This window comes from Fulvivirga sedimenti (assembly GCF_020328055.1).
Genome location: NZ_JAIXNE010000004.1, coordinates 1,244,717 through 1,269,477 on the forward strand (window position 1 = coordinate 1,244,717; position 24,761 = coordinate 1,269,477).

15 protein-coding genes are annotated in these 24,761 nt (G+C 46.5%); 7 read left to right on the top strand and 8 right to left on the bottom strand.

Features of this window, described 5'->3' with window-relative positions:
* Positions 1-1,506 carry a GH3 auxin-responsive promoter family protein gene (locus LDX50_RS23490; protein WP_225698651.1) on the bottom strand — a complete coding sequence of 502 codons (1,506 nt, stop codon included), beginning with the start codon at positions 1,504-1,506 and terminating at the stop codon, positions 1-3.
* Between the two features lie 114 nt (positions 1,507-1,620).
* Between LDX50_RS23490 and LDX50_RS23495 the strand changes: the two genes are divergently transcribed.
* The gene (locus LDX50_RS23495) at positions 1,621-3,075 is read left to right on the top strand and encodes a S1C family serine protease (RefSeq protein ID WP_225698652.1); all 1,455 of its coding nucleotides are present in this window, start codon (positions 1,621-1,623) and stop codon (positions 3,073-3,075) included.
* Here the strand turns inward: LDX50_RS23495 and LDX50_RS23500 are convergent.
* Together LDX50_RS23500 and dnaA are read right to left on the bottom strand one after the other, a co-directional pair.
* Positions 3,054-3,713 (bottom strand): pyridoxamine 5'-phosphate oxidase family protein, encoded by a 660-nt coding sequence (locus tag LDX50_RS23500; protein ID WP_225698653.1) that lies wholly within the window; start codon positions 3,711-3,713, stop codon positions 3,054-3,056. The genes LDX50_RS23495 and LDX50_RS23500 overlap by 22 nt on opposite strands.
* 54 nt (positions 3,714-3,767) lie before the next feature.
* Positions 3,768-5,186 (bottom strand): chromosomal replication initiator protein DnaA, encoded by a 1,419-nt coding sequence (gene dnaA, locus LDX50_RS23505; protein WP_225698654.1) that lies wholly within the window; start codon positions 5,184-5,186, stop codon positions 3,768-3,770.
* Between the two features lie 217 nt (positions 5,187-5,403).
* Between dnaA and LDX50_RS23510 the strand changes: the two genes are divergently transcribed.
* The 3 genes from LDX50_RS23510 to LDX50_RS23520 all read left to right on the top strand — a co-directional run bounded on the left by LDX50_RS23510 (position 5,404) and on the right by LDX50_RS23520 (position 9,512).
* Positions 5,404-6,498, top strand: a complete 1,095-nt coding sequence (locus LDX50_RS23510; protein WP_225698655.1) for a methylmalonyl-CoA mutase family protein — start codon at positions 5,404-5,406, stop codon at positions 6,496-6,498.
* Positions 6,495-8,609: a methylmalonyl-CoA mutase gene (gene scpA, locus LDX50_RS23515; protein WP_225698656.1), complete on the top strand. Its 2,115-nt coding sequence runs from the start codon at positions 6,495-6,497 to the stop codon at positions 8,607-8,609. The genes LDX50_RS23510 and scpA overlap by 4 nt, the downstream gene beginning before the upstream one ends.
* An 81-nt stretch (positions 8,610-8,690) precedes the next feature.
* Positions 8,691-9,512, top strand: coding sequence for an ion transporter (locus tag LDX50_RS23520; RefSeq protein WP_225698657.1), 822 nt, complete (start codon positions 8,691-8,693; stop codon positions 9,510-9,512).
* Here LDX50_RS23520 and LDX50_RS23525 read toward each other — a convergent pair whose 3' ends face one another.
* The 3 genes from LDX50_RS23525 to LDX50_RS23535 form a co-directional block, all read right to left on the bottom strand.
* Positions 9,513-13,517, bottom strand: a complete 4,005-nt coding sequence (locus LDX50_RS23525) for an AAA domain-containing protein (protein ID WP_225698658.1) — start codon at positions 13,515-13,517, stop codon at positions 9,513-9,515.
* Positions 13,518-13,662: 145 nt separating this feature from the next.
* Positions 13,663-14,538 carry a helix-hairpin-helix domain-containing protein gene (locus LDX50_RS23530; RefSeq protein WP_225698659.1) on the bottom strand — a complete coding sequence of 292 codons (876 nt, stop codon included), beginning with the start codon at positions 14,536-14,538 and terminating at the stop codon, positions 13,663-13,665.
* Between the two features lie 68 nt (positions 14,539-14,606).
* Positions 14,607-15,911, bottom strand: coding sequence for a pyridoxal phosphate-dependent aminotransferase (locus LDX50_RS23535; RefSeq protein ID WP_225698660.1), 1,305 nt, complete (start codon positions 15,909-15,911; stop codon positions 14,607-14,609).
* Positions 15,912-16,041: 130 nt separating this feature from the next.
* Here LDX50_RS23535 and LDX50_RS23540 point away from each other — a divergent pair, with 130 nt between their 5' ends.
* Positions 16,042-17,487, top strand: a complete 1,446-nt coding sequence (locus LDX50_RS23540) for a serine hydrolase domain-containing protein (RefSeq protein ID WP_225698661.1) — start codon at positions 16,042-16,044, stop codon at positions 17,485-17,487.
* Positions 17,488-17,707: 220 nt separating this feature from the next.
* Here LDX50_RS23540 and clpB read toward each other — a convergent pair whose 3' ends face one another.
* Entirely contained in the window at positions 17,708-20,320 is a 2,613-nt protein-coding gene (clpB, locus tag LDX50_RS23545) for an ATP-dependent chaperone ClpB (protein ID WP_225698662.1), read from the bottom strand.
* 447 nt (positions 20,321-20,767) lie between these two features.
* On the opposite strand from clpB, the gene LDX50_RS23550 reads away from it, so the two are divergent.
* Positions 20,768-22,930, top strand: a complete 2,163-nt coding sequence (locus LDX50_RS23550) for a S9 family peptidase (protein WP_225698663.1) — start codon at positions 20,768-20,770, stop codon at positions 22,928-22,930.
* A 219-nt stretch (positions 22,931-23,149) separates the two neighbouring features.
* On the opposite strand, the gene LDX50_RS23555 is transcribed toward LDX50_RS23550, so the two are convergent.
* A complete protein-coding gene (locus LDX50_RS23555; protein WP_225698664.1) occupies positions 23,150-24,217 on the bottom strand; it encodes an acyloxyacyl hydrolase in 1,068 nt (355 codons plus the stop codon).
* 76 nt (positions 24,218-24,293) lie between these two features.
* On the opposite strand from LDX50_RS23555, the gene LDX50_RS23560 reads away from it, so the two are divergent.
* A complete protein-coding gene (locus tag LDX50_RS23560) occupies positions 24,294-24,737 on the top strand; it encodes an acyl-CoA thioesterase (protein WP_225698665.1) in 444 nt (147 codons plus the stop codon).
* The last annotated feature ends 24 nt before the right edge of the window (positions 24,738-24,761 follow it).

Genomic DNA, 24,761 nt, shown 5'->3' on the forward strand with positions numbered 1-24,761 from the left:
CTAATCGTTTTTCCTGTATTTGATTAACTCTCCGGCAATTTTCCGGTCGTTCGACAGTCTGGGCACTTTATTCTGACCGCCCAACTTACCCTGATCTTTCATATAATCAATAAATGCGCTTCGCCGGAGCGGAACTATTTCCAGGACCTTTAAAATATTTCCTGATAACAGATCATCATAGTACGAATTCAGCCTGCGCAGGGCATGATCCAGATCCTCAATAAATGCATCCAAATCCGACGGCATTTTTGAAAATTCGATAAGCCATTGATGGTGGGGCATTCTTCCATCCGTTGGGGTGACATTGGGCGCAACCGTAAATTCAACTATTTCCGCCTCCGGATGCCTGGTGAGGGATTCACGCATGGCTTTTTCAACCTCCTCCCCGATCACATGTTCACCAAATGCCGAAATAAAATGTTTGATCCTGCCGGAGACGATAACTCGGTAAGGGTCTGTCGATACAAATTTGATCGTATCTCCCAGGTTATACCCCCACAATCCGGCATTGCTGTTGATTATTACGGCATAATTCACATTTGTCTCCACCTCACCAATCGTGAGACGCGGCGGATTATCTTCAAAAAAGCGATCCGCCGGGATAAATTCGAAAAAGATCCCGCTGTTAAGTAATAAAAGCAGACCTTCCTCGTGCTGGCTGTCCTGGTAAGCGATGAACCCCTCAGATGCGGGATACGTTTCTATGGAGTCGACTGATTTACCGATACTTTCAAATAATTTTGCGCGGTAAGGCTCAAAGTTTACCCCTCCATAAACAAAGAGTGAAAAATCACGAAATACATCCTTTATCTTCTTTCCGGTGCGTTTTTCGATCCGGTCGAAATACATTTGAACCCATGGAGGAATTCCGGAGATCAATGTCATTCGCTCATCAATCGTCTCATCAATAATTCGGTCGAGCTTCGTTTCCCAGTCATCGATGCAATTGGTCTCAAAGCTGGGAAGCTGGTTGGTGCGCAAATAGCCTGGCACGTGATGATTTACAATTCCGGAGAGACGCCCTGTATGAATACCTGCCCGCATGTCCAGCTCCGGACTACCGGAGAGGAAGATAAGCTTGCCATCCAGGAAGGCTGAATTTCCGGTCTCGTGCACATAGCTCAACAGCGCATTTCGCGCACTATTAATGTGGTTTGGAAGTGATTCCTTTGTTATTGGAATATATTTTGTGCCCGAGGTGGTACCGGAGGTTTTGGCAAAGTAAGTTGGCTTGCCCGGCCATAAAACATCCTGATCCCCATCGAGGATCTGAGCGACATAGGGCTTCAACTCCTCATAATCACGAACCGGAACGGCCGATTTGAAGTGATCATGATTCCTGATTTCAGCAAATCCATGATCATTTCCAAATGTTGTATCGCGTGCCGTGGATATGAGTTGCTGTAAAATGCGTTCCTGGGAACCCACCGGATCTTTTGCCCACTTACGTGTTTGTGCTGCTATATACGCGGCAAAAGGTTTACTTAAAACTGATCTGAACCCCATAGATTATCTTCCGATAACGACAATTTTAACAAGATTTAACCAGATACAGGCACAACTTCCGGATTTTTGTCACGTTATAAAGTGTTGTAAATTTACCTGAAAAATGTACTGACCATGAGGAAAACCATTGCAACCATTTTGATCGGATTTATTGCCGGAATCGGGGGATCGTTTGTCTATGATCAACTTGCGTTGGATTCAAAGGCCAGCGAGACCAATATTCCGGTTCAAACCGTCGCAAATTATTCTGAAAACGAACCTGCAATATCTGAATCACGCACGGTTCTTCCCGCCGAAGATTTCGTGGAAGCGTCCCGTCTGACTACCCAAAGTGTGGTTTACATAAAAAATATCAGCGAGCAGGTTTATTCACGCAGCTACCTGGATTACCTATTTGACAGGGATCCCGGAACGGAAACACGGATCAGCAGCGGATCAGGTGTGATTTTCACAGCAGATGGCTATATCGTTACCAATAATCATGTTGTAAATCAGGCCGATAAGCTGGAAGTAGTCTACAATAAAAAAACATATGAAGCGAGCCTGATCGGTGTGGACCCTTCCACCGACCTTGCAGTACTTAAGATTGAGGATAAAAATCTTCCTGCCATCAGGCTGGGAAGTTCAAAAGTCCTGCAGGTTGGCGAATGGGTAATCGCGGTAGGTAATCCCTTCAACCTGACCTCCACGGTTACAGCCGGCATAGTGAGCGCCAAAGGCCGTGAGATCAATATACTTCAAAGCAACTTCCCCATTGAATCGTTCATTCAGACTGATGCGGCCATCAACCCGGGAAACAGCGGAGGAGCACTGGTTAACAGTGCGGGCGAACTCGTTGGGATTAATACAGCAATTCTGTCGCAAACAGGCTCCTATGCCGGTTATGGCTTCGCTGTTCCCATCGACATCGTAAAAAAGGTGGTAGATGATATTATTGAATACGGAGAAGTTCAGAAAGCATTTTTCGGAGGTGAAGTCGTAGACTTTAATTCTGTAATTGCCGACCGCCTTGATATTAAGGTGGATGCCGACAAAGAATTCAAGGGAGTGGTGCTGGGATATATTCAGGAAGACGGAGCAGCAGCACGTGCCGGTCTGAAAGAAGGTGATATCATTCTAAGCATCAACGATGATCCGGTTAACAGCCGGTCGGAATTTGAGGAAGATCTCAGCTACAATTCGCCGGGCGACGTGATCACCGTAGTGTACGAGCGCGACGGTACTGAAAAGGCGGCGAAAATAACCCTCACCAACCGGGAGGGAACGACATCGATTCTTCGCCGACAGATCTTCTCCTCAGAGGTGCTGGGAGCAAAATTTGAAACTGTATCAAAGGTGGAAAGGGATATCCTGGAAATTGAATATGGCGTGAAGGTATTCAATATTGAAAACGGCTTATTAAAACGCATCGGTGTCACCGAAGACTTCGTAGTTACGGAGATCAATAATTATAAGATCAAAACCCCCGAGGAACTGGTGGATATTTTAACCAAAATCCGCGGACGCGTAATCATGGAGGGTATCAATAAACAGGGGCGCCGCGGGTATTATTCCTTTGATTTGAGATAATTCAGTACCGATTCAGGCACATCATAGGAAGCCTTTGAATCCGGATCTGTTTCCGGAGTCAATACCTGCCGTTTGAACGGAACGGTCCCGGCCCAGATCGGCAGGTCATAGTCTTCCGTGTCATCCTTCGGTCCACCCGTACGAATTTTTGCGCTGGCCTGATCAATTTCAAGCCGAAGTACCATGGTTCCCTTCAATTCCTTGTCGGTAGGCTCCCGCACCTCATTCCAGCGACCCGGGATCAGGTGTTCGGAGATCGTTCGAAGAGCTTCATTCTTTTCGTCGCCCTCCACCTTTCGGGCGGTACCAAATAAAACAACAGACCGGTAATTCATTGAATGATGGAATGCAGATCTCGCAAGTACGAGGCCATCCACCAGGGTAACGCAAACTGAACAAGGAATCCCCACCTCAAGCGCTTTCAACATTCTGCTTGCCGCAGAACCATGGATATAAATTACTTCTCCGCTTCGCCCGTACAGGGTAGGAATAACAAATGGCTGTCCGTCGGCAACAAATGACACATGGGCAATCTCTCCTGCATCCAGGACTTCAAAAACCGTTTTCTGATCATAGTGACCCCGGTTCGGGACACGTTTCACCTTATTTCGTGAATTGATGGGATAGGAATTACTCATACCTTAAAGGTACGGGGTGTTGGTATGCGGCGTTACAAAAAGATAAAAATTAAATCAGATAGCTTTCATCTTGAGCTTTTTCTTAAGCTCTTCAATCTGGGATTTGAAACTGTTGCTGGTATCCATCATGTCATTCACAGACTGCACCGCATGTATCACTGTACTGTGATCACGGCCCCCGAAATGATATCCGATCGCCTTCAGTGAATGATCGGTGTATTCCTTGGAGAAATACATCGCAACCTGGCGCGCGATAACGATCTCCTTCTTGCGGGTTTTATCCTTGAGATCTTCAACATCAACTTTAAAATATTCAGAGATCGTCTTCTGGATGTAGTCGATGCTTACTTCAGTGTCAATATCATGGACAATATTTTTCAGAATTTGCTTTGCAAGTTCCAGGTCAAGTTCCGCCCTGCTTAAGGATGCATGCGCAATCAGCGAAATGAGTACTCCTTCCAGTTCCCGGACATTCGTGTCGACGCTGTAAGCAAGGTATTCAATCACATTATCCGGAATATTGATCCCGTCGGCCTGCATCTTGCGCTGAATAATGGCAACGCGCGTTTCATAATCAGGCTGCTGCAGATCTGCTGTAAGTCCCCATTTAAACCGCGAGAGCAGCCTTTCCTGTAAACCTTTCAGATCCCGCGGCGGGCAGTCACTGGTCATAATAATCTGCTTACCCGCCTGGTGCAGATGGTTGAAAATATGGAAGAATATTTCCTGGGTTCTTTCTTTTCCTGCCAGAAACTGCACATCGTCGATGATCAGGATATCTACCTGCATGTAGAAGTTCTGAAATTCCTGGATCTTATTATTTCGAAGTGCCTCTATGAACTGATTTGTGAATTTTTCCGATGAAACATAAAGCACAAACCGGTCACCGATATTCGACTTGATCTCATTTCCAATGGCCTGAACCAGGTGAGTCTTGCCCAATCCCACCCCGCCATAAAGCATCAACGGATTGAATGAAGTGATTCCTGGTTTCTGGGCAACTGCAAATCCGGCAGATCGGGCCAGCCGGTTGCAATCCCCTTCAATATAGGTATCGAAGGTATAATTCGGATTAAGTTGCGATTCCTGGTAAAGTGTATCCACATTTTTCAGGTGGAACGGAGAAAAATAATCAGTAGATGAATTTTGTCCGTTACTGTTCTTATTATTCGGTCTGTTGGGAAGGTTTACCGATAAGGGCGAGGTTCTACTGTTGCCCCTGTCTACAATTACCGAATATTCCAGGCGGGCCTGCGGGCCCATTACGGCGGTAATCGCCTTTTTTAAAACCTGTACATAATGCTCTTCAAGCCATTCATAAAAGAATTGACTGGGCACTTGTATTGTTAGCACGTCATCCGAGCAACTCAAAGGGATAATGGGCTTGAACCAGGTATTAAAACTCTGCTCCGGCACATGTTCCCTGATCACTCGAAGACAATCGCCCCAAACTGTTCCACAATCAATCTTCATGTAATAAGAATATAAACTTTTGTTCAGATGTAACTTCTGATTTAAAAAGGGAAACAAATTTGGCAAAAAAAACAGGAACATGAAAGATTAACGTGAGGGATATTCTGAGTTTTTTAGATATGCCCTCTAATCGCCTGTTTGTGTCTTTTTGCAGAGACCCTTTTTACAATCGGTGTTTCTTATCAAATTAGTAACTTTACTGCGTGATCCAACAATTATGACAGAATTTAAATCAGTAAATTTCGACGAGTGGCAAAAACACGCCATCAATGATTTAAAATCGGCGGAAGCTTTTGAAGCACTGTTCAAAAATTGGGGCGACCTTCAAATCAAGCCATACTACGATTCGGGTGATCTGAATGATAAAATCCTGACATTCAGCAATCAACTGACCCCCGGGGACGGCAAGGGTATGGCAGCGCGGGGATGGTATAATGTAGTTCGTATTGTCGTGGATGATGCCTCCACCGCAAATGCCGAAGCGCTCGAACTCCTGATGAATGGGGCCGAAGGAATACATTTTGACATCCGGAAGCCTGTTTCGATTTCAGTCCTTCTCCAGGATGTGCTGCCGGAATATATTTTCCTGTCCTTCACCGTGAAAGAAATGAAGCAGGCCGACGCCATCCGTGCGTGGCTCGATTCCCGGGATGTGGATCGGCAGGACGTTACCGGTTATATTCATCTGAAGGAATCAAAAGATAACACTGATCACCTGATCAGTCTGTTTGAGCCCTGGCCAAAATTCCGGAGCCAGTATTTTGAACAACCGGAAAGTGGTGAAGGCGTCATAGATTCATTGGCAAACCTGATGATTAACGTAAGTGATAACCTGGATAAGTTTATCAGTATGGGACATACAGCGGATCAGGTGGCAGGTGAACTTGTCTTTGGCATCAAACTGGGGCCGGCATATTTTCATGAAATTGTCCGATTGCGTGCCATTCGCATGTTAATGTATAAGCTTGTTCATGCCTGGGGAAGCAGGATTAATCCGGACGATATATTGATTCATGGAATATCCACACCGTGGATTGAGGAAAACTATCAACCCATGGGTAATCTTATTAAATCGGCTTCATCGGCAATGGCCGGGGTCCTGGGAGGTGTCCATGCACTAACGGTGATGCCGGAGGATGCCGAAAGCCTGTTGCAGAAAAGGATCGCCAGAAATACCGGAATCATTCTCAAGGAAGAATCATACCTGGATAAGACAAGGGATGCCCTCGCGGGAGCCTACTACATTGAATCACTCACAGAACAGCTCGGAAGAGCCGTTTGGGAGAAATTTCAAAAACTTTCAGCCGAATGAAACCAGATTTTAAAAATATTGATTTCGATACGTATCAACCTGCCCCGGCATCTTCACCTGCATCTGAATGGGAGGCGGCTGAGAAAATTACGGTAATGTCGGAATACAACATCACTAAAAAACTGCCGCACACCGGTTTTTCTTCCGGAATACCTCCATATCTGCGGGGACCCTACACAACCATGTATACGGTAAGGCCCTGGACGGTTCGCCAATATGCGGGCTTTTCTACTGCAGAGGAATCAAATGCTTTTTACCGCAGAAACCTGGCGGCAGGTCAGAAAGGCCTTTCAGTAGCCTTCGACCTGGCCACCCACCGTGGATATGATTCCGATCATCCGCGGGTTACCGGGGATGTGGGAAAAGCCGGGGTCGCTATTGATTCCGTACTGGATATGAAGATCCTGTTTGATCAGATCCCACTGGATAAGATGTCGGTATCTATGACCATGAACGGTGCTGTTATCCCGATTATGGCATTTTACATTGTCGCAGCGGAAGAACAAGGCGTGAAACCGGAACTGCTCAGCGGCACTATCCAGAACGATATTCTAAAGGAATTCATGGTGCGGAATACGTATATCTATCCGCCCAAGCCATCCATGCGCATTATATCAGATATTTTCAAGTACACATCTGAAAAGATGCCACGCTTCAATTCCATCAGTATCAGTGGGTACCACATGCAGGAAGCCGGGGCCACTGCGGATATTGAACTGGCATACACCCTGGCAGACGGACTGGAATATTTGCGTACCGGTATCGCAGCAGGGCTTGATATTGATGCATTTGCACCAAGACTGTCATTCTTCTGGGGAATTGGCATGAACCATTTTATGGAGGTAGCAAAAATGCGTGCAGGCCGGTTGATGTGGGCGCAGATCGTGAAGGAATTCAATCCAAAAAATGAAAAATCAATGGCATTGCGCACACACTGCCAGACCTCAGGATGGAGCCTCACCGAGCAGGATCCTTACAACAACGTAACACGTACATGCATTGAAGCCATGGCCGCGGTGCTGGGTGGAACACAGTCTCTCCACACGAATGCGCTTGACGAGGCCATTGCATTACCTACCGACTATTCCGCACGCATTGCCAGGAACACGCAGCTCTTTTTACAAAAAGTTGCAGGTATTACGGAAGTTGTTGACCCATATGGTGGATCGGCGTACCTCGAAAATCTTACCAACGAACTCGTCGGACGGGCGTGGGAACACATCCGGGAAATTGATTCTCTCGGGGGTATGGCGGCTGCTATTGAGAGCGGGATCCCCAAAATGCGCATTGAGGAAGCAGCTGCACGTAAGCAGGCAAGAATTGATTCAGGCAAGGATATCATTGTAGGCGTAAACAGATACGAAACGGATGAGAAGCCGGATTTTGAGATCCTGGAAGTCGATAATACGCGTGTACGTGATGAGCAGATCGCCCGTCTGAAAAAGCTGAAAGAAGAACGGAATGATGCAGCGGTACAACAAGCCCTGGACAATATCAGTGAAATAGCTGCCTCAGGAAAAGGCAACCTGCTCGAAGCAGCGGTTGAAGCTGCACGGGCACGTGCTACCCTTGGCGAAATATCCGATGCCATGGAAAAAGTATTCGGCCGGCATAAGGCCACCACCCGTGCCATCAGCGGGGTTTATTCATCTGAATTGCAAATGGACAAGAAATTTCACGAAGCACGCGAGCTATCTGATAAATTCGCGGAAAAAGAAGGACGCCGGCCAAGAATCCTTGTGGCCAAAATGGGTCAGGACGGCCATGACCGTGGCGCTAAGGTTATCGCCACGAGCTTTGCCGATCTCGGATTTGACGTTGATATTGGTCCGCTTTTTCAGACCCCCGAGGAAGTGGCGAAACAAGCAATTGAAAATGATGTGCACCTTATCGGAGCATCAAGCCTGGCGGGCGGACATAAAACCCTGATTCCCGCGTTGATCGAATCCTTAAAATCAATGGGGAGGAATGATATTACGGTCATTGCAGGGGGAGTAATTCCTCCGGCAGATTACGATTTCCTGTACGATGCCGGCGTTGGCGGGATATTCGGACCGGGCACGGTAATCTCTAAAGCGGCCATTGAAATCCTTCAGAAGCTGATGGACTAGAAATTACCGGCCGCACTCTTTGATTGACTGACAGGTTTTCTGCCATTTGTATTTAAGCTAGTAATCTTAGAAATTACACCCATGAAGCATGAATCTCGATATGAGCGCTTGCGGGAGAAAACCCATGAGGTAATATTTGAAGCTGATACATTCTGGGGTAAAACTTTCGATGTTGTTCTGCTGGTTGCGATTGTGCTGAGTGTGATCGCCGTAATGCTCGAAAGCGTTCTGGAAATCAGACTCAAGTACGGCAATATCCTCTTCATTGCCGAATGGATTTTCACTGCGCTTTTCACAGTTGAATATATTGCTCGTCTTTGGTCTGTTAACAAACCCTGGAAATATGCCACCAGTTTCTATGGTGTAATTGACCTCCTTTCCATCCTGCCGGCTTTCATCGCTTTATTCATATCAGGTGCACAGGCTTTCCTGATCCTCCGAAGCATTCGGCTTATCCGGGTTTTCCGTGTATTCAAGCTGGTCCGATTCCTGGGCGAAGCCTCGGTGCTTAAGGAAGCATTACGGGCCAGCCGCGCCAAGATCATCGTATTTGTGGGCAGTGTTTTTATCATGGTGGTAATCCTTGGAACAATGATGTATATCATTGAGGGCGGTGAAAATGGATTTACCTCTATCCCTAAAAGTATCTATTGGGCGGTTGTTACACTCACGACCGTAGGATATGGTGATATCGCACCGCAAACCCCACTTGGACAGGGTCTCGCAACACTGATCATGATCCTGGGTTACGGGATTATTGCAGTTCCCACGGGAATTGTAACATCAGAAATGGCAAAAAAAGGAAATATCATTCACAGTAATACCCGGTCATGCCAGCACTGCGGTGCCGAAGAGCACAGTGACAAAGCTTCCTATTGCTACAAATGTGGTTCTGAGATGTAATTATTCGTGACTCTCTTTATGCAGATTAACAAAGTGCACAAGTGCTTCATTTACTTTACCGGGATTTTGCCAGTATTCACGGCTGAAGAATGAAGTGAAATACCAGTTTTTATCAGACAGAATTCTTGGCAAATAGACGTGGCTGTCCTTTACCGATTCGGACTGGAAATATCGTTCATCGTCGGTTAAAACCAGACCCACATACTTTTTACCTTGTTTCGCTGTGAGATCAGAAAATGGCAGTTCATTTGTAAGAGTCACATCCTCAAGGGATTCTTCACCGAATTCCAGCAACTTCGACTTCAGATACCATTCCGCCGGATGTGCTTTTTGTTCTTTCACAAACGGCTCAAACCTGCCTTCAGAAACCTCCCAGGCATATTCCAGGTATTTTTTTAACAACTTCGGACCTTCATTTTTGGTTTTGTCCGTTTTGAGTTGCTGTGGCAAAATACTACTCACAAGAATGACTTTTTCACGTGCGCGGGTCACGGCCACATTAAGCCTGTTTTCGCCATTTGCGGCATTCAGACTTCCGAACTGAAGGCTCATTTTACCTTTTTTGTCGGGGGCATAGCCTACCGAAAAGATGATCACATCTTTTTCATCACCTTGAACATTTTCAATATTTTTTACAAACCAGTGTTCCGGCCAGATTAAACCGCTTTCCAGCAGCCGTTCATCCAGCATATCCTGGATATATTCCTGTTGTCGTGCATTAAAAGTAACTACCCCTACATCCTTTTTAGACTTCTTCCGGATCATTTCCAGCAGAATATCTGCTATTTCGACCGCTTCAGCATCATTTGTATTATTCTCCCATATACCTTCAACCTTCCTGTATTCAATCGCCGGAATTCCTGAATTGACAACCTGGTATTCGGGAAGGAGAATGAGATTGCCTTTATAGAAATGACGGTTGGAAAAGTCGATCAGGTCCAGTGATTTACTCCTGTAATGACCCTTGAGGTGAACCTGCATCAGGTGTTTAGACGCGAGCTCCAGCAATGAATCAATTTCAAGCTCAAGTACATCATTCGTCTCCCCTTCAAAGCGAACCTGGTAAAGGTCATTTGGCCGGAGCTGTTTATCATCACCGGCGACCACCAGCTGACGGCCACGGTACATCGCAGGTATACCCTTCTCCACAAAGCATTGGGATGCCTCATCGAAAATCACCAAATCAAAGAAAGGCCTCATGGGAAATAGAGAAGAAACCGCCTCCGGCGATGCCAGCCAGCAAGGCATCAAATCAAAAAGCTCATCCTGAAATTCATTGATTACCCTTCTCAGTGGCCATATTCTCCGCTTCTTGGTCACCTGGTGATAGAGATCCCGGTAGGTCACACGATTATTGAGCCTGTTGTATTCAACATGCTCGTACATGCGCTCACGTGCGCGGAGCAGAAGCATGTCATTGCTGATATCCAGCTTTTCATCAACACGCTGCTGCAGCTCTGCCACCTTTTTCTGAAATGTTCGCGATGAGACGGTTCGAAGGACCGGATATTTTGTTTCGATATGATCGATCCACGCCAGGCGCAGACTATTCATGAATACGTCTTCAACATCCTTCGCTGTCTCCACCTCATCAAGCTCAATGATGCGCTCGATTACCTGAATTTCAACATTCAGCATCGAATCTCTCAGGCGGTCATACTCGCAAAGTGCATCAAAGTCTTCATCGAGGGCACTGGAAAGATCATTCGCCAGTTGGGGCGCACTGATCAGTTTTCCTACCTGACTGGGTGTGAGATAGGTGAGCCAGGCAGCCTTTTTCTCAGGAATATCCTTCAGCACGACAAAAAGCTCCTCCAGCTTTTCTCTCAGTTCCTCATATGAAAGTACCTGTACGTTCAGAAATTCCTTGAAATTTCGAAGTGAATTAAACACCAGTTTGGCTTTAACACTCAATTTCTGGACATGAAACCAATTCTGGTAATCTACCTTATCATATGTGTCCGGAATTTCACTTAACCATTTCTGATCCCGCAGTTTGGTAAGGTTATGTTCCAGGTTAAGCCGGTTATCGATCCGTTGGGCCATTGCATTGAAGCCTTCGCGATTGATATCCAGTCCGTTTTTCTGGATAGTATTGATCAGGAAAGCCTTTTCCCGCGAGAAAAGACGCCATTGAATTCTCTTGAAAATATTCTCATGGGCTTCAAGGCCCTGCTGCAATGATTCCTGAAAATGACCTAATTCTTCCGTTTTAAGGATTTTTTCCGGGCCATCTCCTGTGTAGCATTCCATCATCACACGTTCGATATTGGAAAGCCATAAATGGTTGGTGTCCTGATCAGGATAATTCATCATATGCCTGAAATACCGGTAGGCCCTGGGCTTCTTTAAAATACCCAGCATCTCGACAATGAAATCCCTGCGTGAATAAATCAATTCACAATCCTGCAATGTTACCCGGTGACCCAATATTTTTTCTACCCGATCTTCAATCCGCTTATGGAACTTCGGAATGTCGTCCAAAATATCCCGGATATTTTTAAGCTCCCCTGCCTGAAGCCTGGCAAAGGAGATGCGGTCGTTCCAGATATGATCAGTCCCCCGGAAACGGAGCAGGTATTCACTATATGTATTGAGCTTTCGTGCAAATTCACTCAACTCATCAAACCTGAACTGGGTATATTCCTGTTTCAGTGGCACTGAAGGCGCATGAATGTGTGCAGTCAGGTAAAGTTCCTTAATCGATACTCCGCACTCCTGTTCATTAAACAGGGCAAATCTGAATTCTTCAAGTTCTTCCTTGAGCTGATCAATATTACGGCTGGTCTGAAGGAAATTTCTTTCCAGCTGGATAGCATCAAGTCCGTTGTTGCGCGACTGATATTCTTCCAACCGGTCAATCTGTCCGGCTATTTTACCATAAATTTCTTTTCGGTCGTTTCTGAAGTCATGTACAAGGCCTACAAAATTACCCAGCTGCCGCTCGGCTAGCCGCTGATACACGATATCCAGTGCAGCACGTTTCTGGGAAACCACGAGTACTTTTTTGCCGGCCGCCATATGATCGGCGATCAGGTTACAGATCAGCTGTGACTTTCCGGTTCCCGGAGGTCCCTCCACTACCAGGGAGAAACCCTGCTTCACTGCCTGCAGCGCTTTTTCCTGGTGGGCATCCATTGGAAAAATATTCAGAACCTTTTCCTCGTGAACCTGACCACCTCCGGCACGTTCGGTGAAAACCGCCCGCTTTTCAAAGAATTCATCCATCGATTCTACCTGCTCATTTTCAAGCAAATGCAGGTAATCGGGAACAAGGTAGGATCCGGCCTGTGGAAAGATTCCAACCACAGCTTCAGAATAAAGCTTCAGCTTACCGGTGGAATGATTCTTTTCATAATCGTCCTTGCGATAATCCTCGAAGCTGATCAGGGTATCCATAAAGGTATCCTGGTTGAAGTGCAACTCCACATTGCTTTCCTTGAGCAGCTGATACAGGGAGGTACGGAACACTGCACTGTCCATTTCGAAGTCATCGAAGGTGCGTTCGAGCAAGTCCTCATCCAGCTTGATCTGGTTATAGTGACTGTACGCCAGGAGAAATGACTTATTGAACATCGTTCCACTGTCATTGCGCGGCACAAGCACCCACTGATCTTTTTTGAGCTGGATTTCCACGGGGAAGAACAAGAGGGGTGCACGGACAATCGTATCGTTAGCAAGCTTTCCATGTACAAACGGCCAGCCTACATAGAGATCTTTTGAGCCACGCTCATCAAAAATGAACCGGTCTTCACGGTCAAGTTTACGAATCTTCCGGCTCATCGCATTGGCTTCATCGTCGCGCGAATCCATCAATGGACATAACGGCTGTTCTTTCCCGGAAATAAGTGATTCAATTATTTTGAAGGAACCATCCTTGACCAGGAACTCAAAATCACGGAGGTCGATGAACTGATTTGCCGGCAACCGCAGCAATAAGAGTGACCTGTTATTGCCCGAGAGATTCGTAAGCCTGTTTAAATATGAACGGAGAATTTCCTGCATGCTACCTTCAATACGAATTCGAAAATTAGGAAATTAATTGAATTATTGAACGGTGCCGAACGATTAATGGTATATCTAAATATTATTTTTAGCAGTACCCGGCAAGATTACCTGTCGATCATTGCAGTAATAGATTTGGAGTAAACTAACGGTAAGCGGGGACTGTGTCTGTAATAATGAGGTATGGCCGTAACCGTTCTGCCTCATCAGCTGAAAAAAGCGGGTTATCCAGGAGTGCTTCAAAAGATATGGAATCTCCGTGATGCTGACGGTATCGAAGCAACATAACCGCCTGCCTTGAGTTGAGATAGGGATGACTATATAATTCGCGATAAGTTCCTGTTTTCAATGGAATTGCTCTGGGTCTGAAATCCGTGTCTACGTAAATACGGCTACGGATATGTTCAAATGTCTCGTCTTTTAATCCGTATACCTCAAGTAATTGACGAATATCAACGTACCCGCCTAATAACGAACGATAGGAAATGATCCTGGAAGATAGAACCGGACCTATGCCGTGCAGCAGGCTCAGCATCAGCGAATCTGCCAGATTTACATCCATCGGATCGGGACATCCTGGACGGTTCGTTGGCTGACTATTACGGTCCTTTTTCAGGTTGATTCGTTGCCGTTCTTTGAAAACCAAATGATCACTAATCATTCCAAAAAGGCTGTCGGTCATCCCGTAAATGGACCTTATCTGCTCCTTATCACGAAATCCGCCTGATTTGGTTCTGTAGGCAATCAGGTTTGAAGCCACATTTTCAGGCATTCCCATTGATGTTAGTCCCTGAAAGGAGACGGTATCCGGCATGAACGGCTCAACCGGCCGGCTGACCGCGGGAGTTAACGGCGCGGATTCTACAATATAACGGGTAAAGAGGGATGCTTCCTGATCGGAAAGAGGCCATTGAAAATTCAGTAATTTCAATGCATCAATAATGACCACGATGATCACCAATCCCAGGATACCCCGAAATTCAGCCATAGAAAAATCCATCGCGAATTTCAGGTAATTCATAGCTCGACGATAAGATCTTCGTAACAGGTGCATGCAGGCAAGTAAATACCTGATGCGGACAAATAATGTCAGCCTTCCGAGGTAAATTCGATTATTGCTTCCCGGATCCGGGTAAAGGTCGTTGTGAAGGTCTCTTCATCCTGTTCGAGTAAGGTCATACGGAATCCCGAAAGGTCGGACTGGAAAGAAGAAAGCGGAACGACACATATTCCGGTAGCAGCAAGCAGGTAATAAACAAACCGGCGATCCGGAGGCATCTCCGGGTTCACCCAGGACTCCACCAATTCTCTGGCCGCGGCATTCTGTACATCCAGGCGCTGTTTTCCATTCAAAAAGGCCGGATTGAAAATGATGGTGTTGTAGAATGCTCCGCGCGTGGGTGAAAAATAAATTTGCGGCATGTTGCTAAAGAGATTGCTGAGAATCTCGCCCCTGCTGGCGATGGCCTGATTTTTCGTACACAGGTAATCCTCGTAGCGGGAATCGGTAAAGATAGCCGGGATGGCTTTTTGCGGCAAGGTTGTCGAACATACCTCAACCATCTTGGCATTTTCAAGTGCCGTGCAGAAACCATCGAACTGCGGGTCTTTCTTTCGGTTGTAGAATTCCATCCATCCGCACCGGGACCCTGGCCATGGCAACTCCTTGGAAATACCTTTCATGGAGATCGCAGGTCTGTCACCAACGATGCGGGAAAGAAGTTCTGTTTGATTTCCGCTTGCAGTGATGGCAGAATAGATCTCATCGGCAATGAGAAGCAAATCAAATTCCCGGGCAATCGACACGATTCGCTCCAGGTATTCATGGGGATAGATCATGCCTGTCGGATTATCCGGATTGATGATCAGGATACCCGAGATATTTGGATTGAATTTAACCTTGTTGTAAAGGTCCTCCAGATCCGGATACCAGGAATTTTCAGGGTCCAGCAGATAGGTGAGCGGTGCACTGTTGGCATGGGCTGCTTCCGCCGAGCTATGGGTTGAATAGGCCGGTGACGGACCGATAATCCGGGATGTCGGGGGAAGGTATTGATATAGCTTTGAAATGGCATCGCCAAGCCCATTGAAAAACAGAATATCTTCTGCAGTGATCTGTACGCCTCCCAAAGCATTATTGCGCTTTGCAAGGAATTCTCTTGTGGCAGGAACACCTTTCGAATGACAATACCCGTAACTGGAATCTTCCATAACAAGACCCGATACGATCTCCTTGATCCAGCCGGGAATCGTATTGTGTTTTTGTATGGGATCACCGATATTTTCCCAGGTAATAGGAATACCCAGTGCTGCGATCTGTTCCGCTTTCCGTACAATCTGCCGGATCTCATATTCGAGCTGACTGGCTCCTTCGTAGACTAATCTGTTCCGCAATGAATAAAAATGTTAGTTCTTTCCGAAAGTTAGGAAATAGTACGAAGCCTCTGACCTTGAAGGGCTCTTTTTCTTTGAATCCAATGATAAGAAAAACAAATTCCCTTAACTTGTTCGAAAAATCAATGCTATGAAATTCCACAATCTTTTTCTCGTGGTCATCCTTCTCACATTTTCATGTAGCGAAAAGCCCGCGGAAATCCAGGATCAGCCCGATGTAACCGCAATAGAAAACGGACTGATCCCAGGTATCGTCATCAAAGGATCCGAGCTGCCTGCCTGGACGATCTCGGAGCGGATGGCACATTACAGGGTGCCGGGAGTAAGCATTGCGTTTTTCGAAAATAACGAGATCCAATGGACCCGGACATATGGATTTCTGGATTCAGGACGAACCCAGGCAGTGGATGAAAATACCCGGTTTCAGGCGGCATCGATCTCAAAACCCGTTGCCGCATCCGGTATGATGAAACTGATTGAATCGGGAGACCTGGATCTGGATGCAGATGTCAATACATACCTTACCGGATGGAAGCTTCCGGAAAACCCGTATGATCCGAATGAACACGTCACATTGCGCAGGTTAGTTACCCACAATGCCGGCCTTACAGTTCATGGTTTTCGGGGCTATGCCTCGGACGAACCTGTTCCCGGTACCATGGAAATTCTTTTAGGGGAAACGCCGGCGAATTCTGATGCCATACTTCCGGATACGATTCCCGGGGCAATATGGCGTTATTCCGGCGGAGGCTATACGCTGATGCAATATGTGATCGAAACAAATTTCAATTCTTCGTTCTCCGCATTTATGAAGGAAAATGTACTGGATCCCGCAGGTATGGAAAGAAGTATCTATCAGCAGCCTTTACCAGAGGACATGCACCAAAATACTTCAGTCGGACACCGCCCTGACGGACAACCTGTAACCGGGAAATGGCATACATATCCTGAGATGGCTGCTGCCGGATTATGGACAACACCTTCGGATCTCGGCAGGTGGGCCATGGCTGTTCAAAGGGCTTATAACGGTAGTGAGACGGAATTCATTCAGCCGGAAACTGCCAAAATGATCCTTACCAAACACATCAATGACTGGGGGCTGGGTCCGGGCCTCGGAGGTGAGGGAGACTCGTTGTATTTCAGGCATGGAGGCGCGAATGAAGGATATCGCTGCATGCTGTTCTCATTCGCGGGTCCCGGCGGTCAGGGTATGGCGATCATGACGAATGGTGATCTTGGTGGTCCACTGATGAATGAAATTGCCCGTTCCGTGGATGCCGCTTACGGATGGAATGTTTATCTTCCGGATGTTCGGACTGTCATTGATATGAGCACAGCAGATTTAAATTCCTATGCCGGTACTTATGTGGCAGAAGAACGGGGTATTGAGGTCGAAATACTTATGGAAGGGGAACTGCTCAAGGGTAAAGTTGGCACTAATGTATTTACGCTTTATCCGGAAGATACGGATCGGTTTTTCGATGATCAGGACGGGCAAAGCATATTTTTTGAACGAAACGACGAAAATATTATTACAGGTTTTAGTGTAGACGGATTACAATTTGTAAGACTGTGAAATATTGTTGAGGAATCCCCAACAGAAGACTACCCTCACTCGTCATCCTGAATTGAGTTCGCCTGCCTGCCTGGAAAGAGGGGATAACGAATTGTTAAAATACGGGACACTGTGTAACACCGCCGGATGTCGCTAATACGAATTTGTAGATAAAAAAAGCCCCTGCAAATTGCAGGGGCTCGACTAACACAATCTACCGGGCACACGCCCGGTGAAAACACTATTCAATTTCAACCTTATCCAGGTTCAGAAACTCTATCGTTCCGTTGTCTCCCATGTCAACTCCAACAATCGAGTCCTTATCAATTTTACCGGCAAGGATTTCCTTCGACAGTTCATTGAGTATTTCACGCTGAAGAACCCGCTTGAGTGGTCTGGCACCAAATTGAGGATCATATCCCTTTTTGGCAATGTAGTTCACCACCTTGTCTGAAACCTCCAGATTTACACCGTTCTCTGCGAGTCGTTCCTGAACCAGTTTTATCTGGATTCCAACGATCTTGCGGATATCCTCTTTGGAAAGCGGACGGAACATGATGGTTTCATCAATTCGGTTGAGAAATTCCGGACGAACTGATTTTTTCAGAAGTTCAAATACATCCTGTTTTGTTTTCTCGATCACCTCTTCCTCGTTCTCCTCATTCATGTATTCAAAATTTTCCTGAATGATCTGCGAACCCATGTTCGTAGTCATAATGATGATCGTATTCTTGAAGTTTGCAACACGTCCCTTATTATCTGTAAGTCGACCATCATCCAGCACCTGCAGCAGAATATTGAATACATCAGGGTGCGCCTTTTCAATCTCATCGAGCAGAATAACCGAGTAAGGCTTTCTGCGAACGGCTTCAGTAAGCTGTCCGCCCTCATCATAACCCACATAACCGGGAGGCGCTCCTACGAGTCTGCTCACAGAGTGACGTTCCTGGTACTCCGACATATCAATTCGAACCATGGCATTCTCGTCGTTGAACAGGTATTCCGCCAGGGCTTTTGATAACTCTGTTTTACCGACACCGGTGGTTCCCAGAAAAATGAACGAACCAATCGGGCGCTTTGGATCCTGTAACCCTGCCCGGCTTCTGCGGACTGCATCTGACAGCGCGGCAATCGCTTCTTCCTGTCCGGCAACCCGCTTGCTCAGCTCTTGCTCCAGGTGGAGTAATTTCTCGCGGTCGCTCTGCAGCATCTTTGAAACGGGTATTCCGGTCCATTTGGCTACCACTTCAGCGATATCTTCGCTGTCAACCTCTTCCTTGAGGAGTGAACTTTCACCCTGCATGGCTTTCATATCCTCCTGCAGCTTCTCCAGTTCCTTTTGTGTATCCAGCATTTTGCCATAGCGGATTTCTGCGACCCGTCCGAAATCACCAGATTTTTCAGCCTGCTCAGCTTCAAATTTCAGCTTGTCGATTTCCTCCTTCTTCTGCTGGATACCATGCACCACCTGCTTTTCATTTTCCCACTTGGCCTTCAGGTCGTTACGGGTTTCAGACAGGTCGGCAATCTCCTTGGAAAGGATCGATTCCTTTTCCTTGTTTTTTTCGCGGCGGATAGCTTCGCGCTCAATCTCGAGCTGCATGATCTTCCGGTTCAATTCATCAAGTTCCTCAGGCATGCTGTCCATCTCCAGGCGAAGCTTCGCTGCCGCCTCATCCATCAGGTCAATAGCCTTGTCTGGTAAAAAGCGGTCGGAAATATACCTGTGTGAAAGCTCTACGGCCGAAATTACCGCATCATCCTTGATACGCACACCGTGGTGCAGTTCGTACTTGTCCTTTATCCCGCGAAGAATTGATATGGCATCCTGCGGAGACGGCTCATCAACCACAACAGTCTGGAATCGCCTTTCAAGGGCTTTATCCTTTTCGATGTGTTTCTGATATTCCTTCAGTGTGGTCGCACCGATTGCATGCAGTTCGCCACGGGCCAGTGCCGGTTTGAGCAGGTTGGCCGCGTCCATTGCGCCTTCACCCCCACCTGCACCAATCAATGTGTGAATTTCATCAATAAAGAGGACGATCTGACCGTCGGAATCCGTTACTTCCTTGATCACCGATTTCAGTCTTTCTTCAAATTCACCTTTATATTTGGCACCGGCAACCAGCAATCCCATATCGAGGGAAATCAGGATTTTATCCTTAAGATTTTCGGGTACATCTCCGTCAACGATCCGCTGAGCCATACCCTCGATGATGGCGGTCTTTCCCACACCGGGTTCACCGATCAAAATCGGGTTATTTTTCGTACGTCTCGACAGTATCTGAAGCACCCTGCGGATCTCATCATCCCGTCCGATTACAGGGTCGATCTTGCCCGCTTTAGCGAGTTGGTTCAGATTCTTTGAATACCTTTCCAGTGAGCGGTATTTTGATTCCGCATTCTGGTCGGTCACCGAACTGCCGCCCCGCAATTCTTTAATCGCTGCCAGGAGTCCTTTTTTCTCAAACCCTGTATCCTTCATGAGCTGGGCAACTTTCTCTTTGCCTTCATATAATCCCAGGATAAGATGCTCAACAGAGATGAATTCGTCTTTAAATTCCTTCAGGAAAGACTCCGCTTTTTGCAACGCGGTATGTGCATCATTTGATAAATATGGTTGCTGTCCGGTAACTTTCGGATAGCTGTTGATAATGTCCTCGAGCTTTGAATCAAGGACAGCACGGTTTACGTTCAGCTTTTTAATGATGAACGAAATCACATTTTCATCCGACAACAGGATGGCCTTGAGCAGATGCCCCGGCTCAATCGCCTGCTGCTGATTTGCGGAAACAATTTCAGCAGCTTTCTGAATCGCTTCCTGTGCTTTTATGGTATAATTATTAAAATTCATATCACTTGTTTTACTCTATTCCCATACGATCAAATTAGGTTCCACTTCCAATTTCAGGACATTCTGTCTGAATTTGACGATGGTAAACCACTTATTGTAGACATATTGTCCGAAAATGAACAACGCTTTTTTAGTCAGTAGTCAGTAGTCAGTAGTCAGTAGTGGGAGTAATTAGTAGGGAGTAGTGAGTAGGGAGTAGCAAGTAATGAATAGGTCGTGGCGAATAAGCTGGGATTCCCTGATGATTGTTTAGTCTTTCCGGATAATTTCTAATTGGTCGCCCAAATAAAAATGACGCAAGCCAGATACTACTGACTACTGACTACTGACTACTGACTACTGACTAGTATGTTTCCGTTCAGCATCAAAAAACCAACGTTCATATCAGAGTGTAATGAATTCAGCTTTAGAAATCTTAATATTAGGACCAGATCTGACAAAGCAACAATGAAAATCAACAAAACAACACTTCGCATTAGCCTGGGGGCACTTCTTATCATTTCCGTATTTGGTGCCCACGCCCAGGAGGCTAAAACCGCTGCCGACTATGAGCAGGCGACTAAATTCCTCTGGTTCAACACCAACAGCAAGGTACACTATGATGGTGTCCGCCCGGTATGGCGGGAAGATGGCACCTTCTGGTATAATGTCTCCACTCCAGGCGGAGATCAGTTCGTTCTGGTCAATCCGGCTAAAAAAAGTAAGAAAACAGCTTCGTCCCGTGCCGAACTGCTGGGAGAGGAAAATAATGGCGCACAGAATACAACCCCACCCATCAACAGGAATGAGATTCCCTCACCCGACGGAAAGAAGGTCGTATTTATTCGTGACTGGAATCTGTGGATGCGCAATCTTGAAACCAATAAGGAAACACAACTCACGACGGATGGCACCGAAAACTTCGGGTATGCCACGGATAATGCGGGATGGAGAAAAAGTGACCGTCCGGTAGTTCTCTGGTCACCGGATTCAAAAAAGCTGGTCACCTTCCAGCAGGACCAGCGCCATGTGAGTGATATGTACCTGGTTTCAACAAAGGTTGGAGAGCCGGAATTGCAGGCATGGAAGTATCCGATACCACAGGATGAGGATATAATTCGCATTCACCGCGTGATCATCAATGTGGATGAGCCAAAAGTAATCCGTCTGAAAATGGAGCCGGATGCACGCCGCGGAACGCTGTGCGACGACATCGCCTGCACCGGAGCTTTTGATGACAATGAATGGAGCGCCGACGGGAGCAAACTGGTATTTGTTTCTACCTCGCGCGATCATAAAGAAGCGAAAGTCCGCATGGCGGATGCCACAACAGGTGAAGTACGTGATATTTTTGAAGAGGTGGTAGACACCCAGTACGAATCCGGCCAGGGAACGGTGAACTGGCATTACCTCGATGCAACCAACGAGATCATATGGTACTCCGAGCGCAGCGACTGGGGACATTTATATCTGTACGATGCTACAACAGGAGCACTGAAAAATCAGATCACCAGCGGGGATTTTGTTGTGACGGAACTTATCAGGGTAGATGAGAAAAACCGAATGCTTTACTTCTATGCGCAGGGACGGGAAGAAGGACGTGATCCCTATTTTGCACATTTCTACAGCATTGATTTCAATGGGAAAAAACTTTCATTGCTAACCCCGGACAACGGTCACCATTCAGTAAGTATCTCCGGTGATGGAAAATTCTTCGTTGATACCTATTCACAGCCGGATGTTCCGCCCGTGTCGGTACTGCGTAACAGCAAAGGCAAGGAGATCATGGTTCTTGAAAAAGCTGATATTTCTGCACTTGCCGCTACAGGATGGAAAGCTCCTACACCCGTTAAGGTGAAATCGCGTGACGGCAGGTGGGATTTATACGGACTGATGTTCACTCCAACCACACTGGATGAATCGAAAAAATATCCCGTGGTAAACTATATCTATCCGGGTCCGCAAGGCGGTGGTGTTGGCCGCAGATCATTCTCTGCATCACGCAGTGACCACCAGGCTCTTGCAGAGCTGGGTTTCGTGGTGATCGTGATCGACGGAACCTGTAACCCGGGTCGTTCGAAGTCATTCCACGACGTATGTTACGGAAATATGGCCGACAATACCCTCGAAGATCAGATTTCAGGCATAAAACAGCTGGCCGAACGGCATCCGTACATCGATACAGACCGTGTTGGCATATGGGGGCATTCAGGAGGTGGTTTTGCAACCGCAGCGGCAATGTTCCGATATCCTGAGTTCTATAAAGTGGGAATTTCCGAATCAGGAAATCATGACAACAGAAACTATGAGGATGACTGGGGAGAGCGTTATATCGGACTTATCCAGGGTGATAACTATGAGGAACAGGCCAATCAGAATTACGCCAAAAACCTGCAGGGCAAACTTATGCTGGCACATGGCGGACTGGATGATAATGTACCTCCGTACAATACATATCTTGTTGTCGATGCACTCGTGAAGGCGAACAAAGATTTTGATCTGATCATTTTCCCGAATGCCCGCCATGGTTTCGGTGCCGACTCATACTACATGATGCGCCGCCGTTGGGATTACTTTGTCGAGCATCTGCAGGGTGTGGAGCCACCGAAGGAATTTAAAATTAGTCAGTAGTCAGTAGTCAGTAGTCAGTAGTCAGTAGTCAGTAGTTTTAGTGTAGAGTTATGAGTTAGGAGTAGGGGATGTAGATAGGCTGGAATATTCAGGTGATTTTGCAGTTTAGCCATCAAGAAATAATGTACTGCCTTCCAGGATTAATTCCTGAAAGTCTCTAAATAAAAATGACGCAAGCCAGGTACTACTGACTACTGACTACTGACTACTGACTACTGACTAAAGTCTGTAACCAACCCCCCACTCTATCACATCCGCTTTTCCCAAATGTGCCTTGAGAGCGAAGCCGGTGAAGAAATGATCTGTGAAATGATGTTTAATGCCAATTCGCCAGTAAAATGACTTATCAACCTCCTCAGGGCGATAAACATAATAACCCAGCTGGAATACGACAGAATTCGGACCGGTGGTAAGCTCAGGCCCAAGGGCAAGTCCGAGACGGAAACGGTTTGCACCAGGATCACCGGTGCGATCCGGGATTGATGAATTGTAAAATACGTCGGCACTCCCGTTTAATGCCACTTTGTGATTCAGGTACCGGATGGCATTGACCGATGCTGTAAAGGCAAAATACTTTTTAGGATCTTCTTCATTGTATGCTTTAACCGAAGGAGCGAATTGCACCGAAAATCGTGTGCGTCGTTGGAAGGCCCCTACAGGATCAGTATTTCGCTTGTACTGATCGGGGTTGGGCGTATATAGCATTCCGACCGTTAGCGACGGAATATTAAAACCTGAATTGGGTACCTGTACGGCCCCGTTCGAATAATGCGTAAAAACAATCCCGCCATTCACAGCCATATGGGGTGTGAGCTGATAATGTGCCAGAAAATTACCTTCCATAACGCCATTAATGGTTGTCGAAATGAAAGTGTTTTCAGGATTGGTTTCGGGATCATATTTCTCGTCGGAAAATGAGACGCCTGGAGCTATCTTAAAACTGAACCGAAGTCTGTTATCCGGGTTTCCGATATATTTCTGAATGAAGAAGGATGTAACTAATGCCTGCCCCAGCCGTGAATCCCCGTAATTCAGGTATGCAAGGCTGATACCGATATCGGGATAATTCCAGACCCGCTCCCATTCATCATCACCGGTGGTCTTCGACAGGTAGGTAAATTCAAACCCGACAGGGTGTGCGTCAACAAACGCGGTACGCAGTTCTTCATGATGTTTCAGCAGCCAGCCGTTGCGATAGGCCAATCCAAAGCTCTTCTGACGCTGTGCCAGGGAAGAGGTGGTGAGGACTACCATGAGTAACAGCAGTATGGAAACAATTTTTTTCATGAAGCAGCAAATTTAGTATGATTTTGTATAACGGCCAGATTTAAACACTTTTGTTACAAATTCATAACATTAAACTATGGCCCGTGTTACGCTGATCCTCCCGGAAAAAAGAGTTTTTTCAACGATCATCCCTATACAGATAAGCGACATAAATTATGGTGGCCACCTGGGTAATGACCGCGTTCTTACCATCATGCATGAGGCCCGGCTCAGGATGCTTAAGAAAATGGGGTATAAAAATGAGGTTGACATGGCACATGAAACAGGCATGATCGTCACCGATTCCGTAGTTGTTTATCGTGCAGAAGCCTTCCATGGTGATCAGATCAGGGTTTCCATTGCCGTGGATGATTTCAATGCCTACGGGATGGATTTCTTTTACAAGCTTGAAAATACAGAAAGTGATCAGGAGATTGCCCGGGGTAAAACCGGTATTGTCTTTTTCAATTATGTGAAGCGCAAGGTTAGCCGCATTCCTGAAGATTTTGAGGAGCGTTTAAAATCAATGCACGCTGAATAAGCTTTTTCCTATCTTTGCATTATG

What these genes read in the sequence shown, in the direction of transcription:
- LDX50_RS23525 (WP_225698658.1), bottom strand. Translation starts at nt 13,517, where the DNA reads ATGCAGGAAATTCTCCGTTCATATTTAAACAGGCTTACGAATCTCTCG.
- LDX50_RS23530 (WP_225698659.1), bottom strand. Translation starts at nt 14,538, where the DNA reads ATGAATTACCTGAAATTCGCGATGGATTTTTCTATGGCTGAATTTCGG.
- LDX50_RS23555 (WP_225698664.1), bottom strand. Translation starts at nt 24,217, where the DNA reads ATGAAAAAAATTGTTTCCATACTGCTGTTACTCATGGTAGTCCTCACC.
- LDX50_RS23520 (WP_225698657.1), top strand. Translation starts at nt 8,691, where the DNA reads ATGAAGCATGAATCTCGATATGAGCGCTTGCGGGAGAAAACCCATGAG.
- dnaA (WP_225698654.1), bottom strand. Translation starts at nt 5,186, where the DNA reads ATGAAGATTGATTGTGGAACAGTTTGGGGCGATTGTCTTCGAGTGATC.
- LDX50_RS23490 (WP_225698651.1), bottom strand. Translation starts at nt 1,506, where the DNA reads ATGGGGTTCAGATCAGTTTTAAGTAAACCTTTTGCCGCGTATATAGCA.
- clpB (WP_225698662.1), bottom strand. Translation starts at nt 20,320, where the DNA reads ATGAATTTTAATAATTATACCATAAAAGCACAGGAAGCGATTCAGAAA.
- LDX50_RS23500 (WP_225698653.1), bottom strand. Translation starts at nt 3,713, where the DNA reads ATGAGTAATTCCTATCCCATCAATTCACGAAATAAGGTGAAACGTGTC.
- LDX50_RS23560 (WP_225698665.1), top strand. Translation starts at nt 24,294, where the DNA reads ATGGCCCGTGTTACGCTGATCCTCCCGGAAAAAAGAGTTTTTTCAACG.
- LDX50_RS23540 (WP_225698661.1), top strand. Translation starts at nt 16,042, where the DNA reads ATGAAATTCCACAATCTTTTTCTCGTGGTCATCCTTCTCACATTTTCA.
- LDX50_RS23550 (WP_225698663.1), top strand. Translation starts at nt 20,768, where the DNA reads ATGAAAATCAACAAAACAACACTTCGCATTAGCCTGGGGGCACTTCTT.
- scpA (WP_225698656.1), top strand. Translation starts at nt 6,495, where the DNA reads ATGAAACCAGATTTTAAAAATATTGATTTCGATACGTATCAACCTGCC.
- LDX50_RS23510 (WP_225698655.1), top strand. Translation starts at nt 5,404, where the DNA reads ATGACAGAATTTAAATCAGTAAATTTCGACGAGTGGCAAAAACACGCC.
- LDX50_RS23495 (WP_225698652.1), top strand. Translation starts at nt 1,621, where the DNA reads ATGAGGAAAACCATTGCAACCATTTTGATCGGATTTATTGCCGGAATC.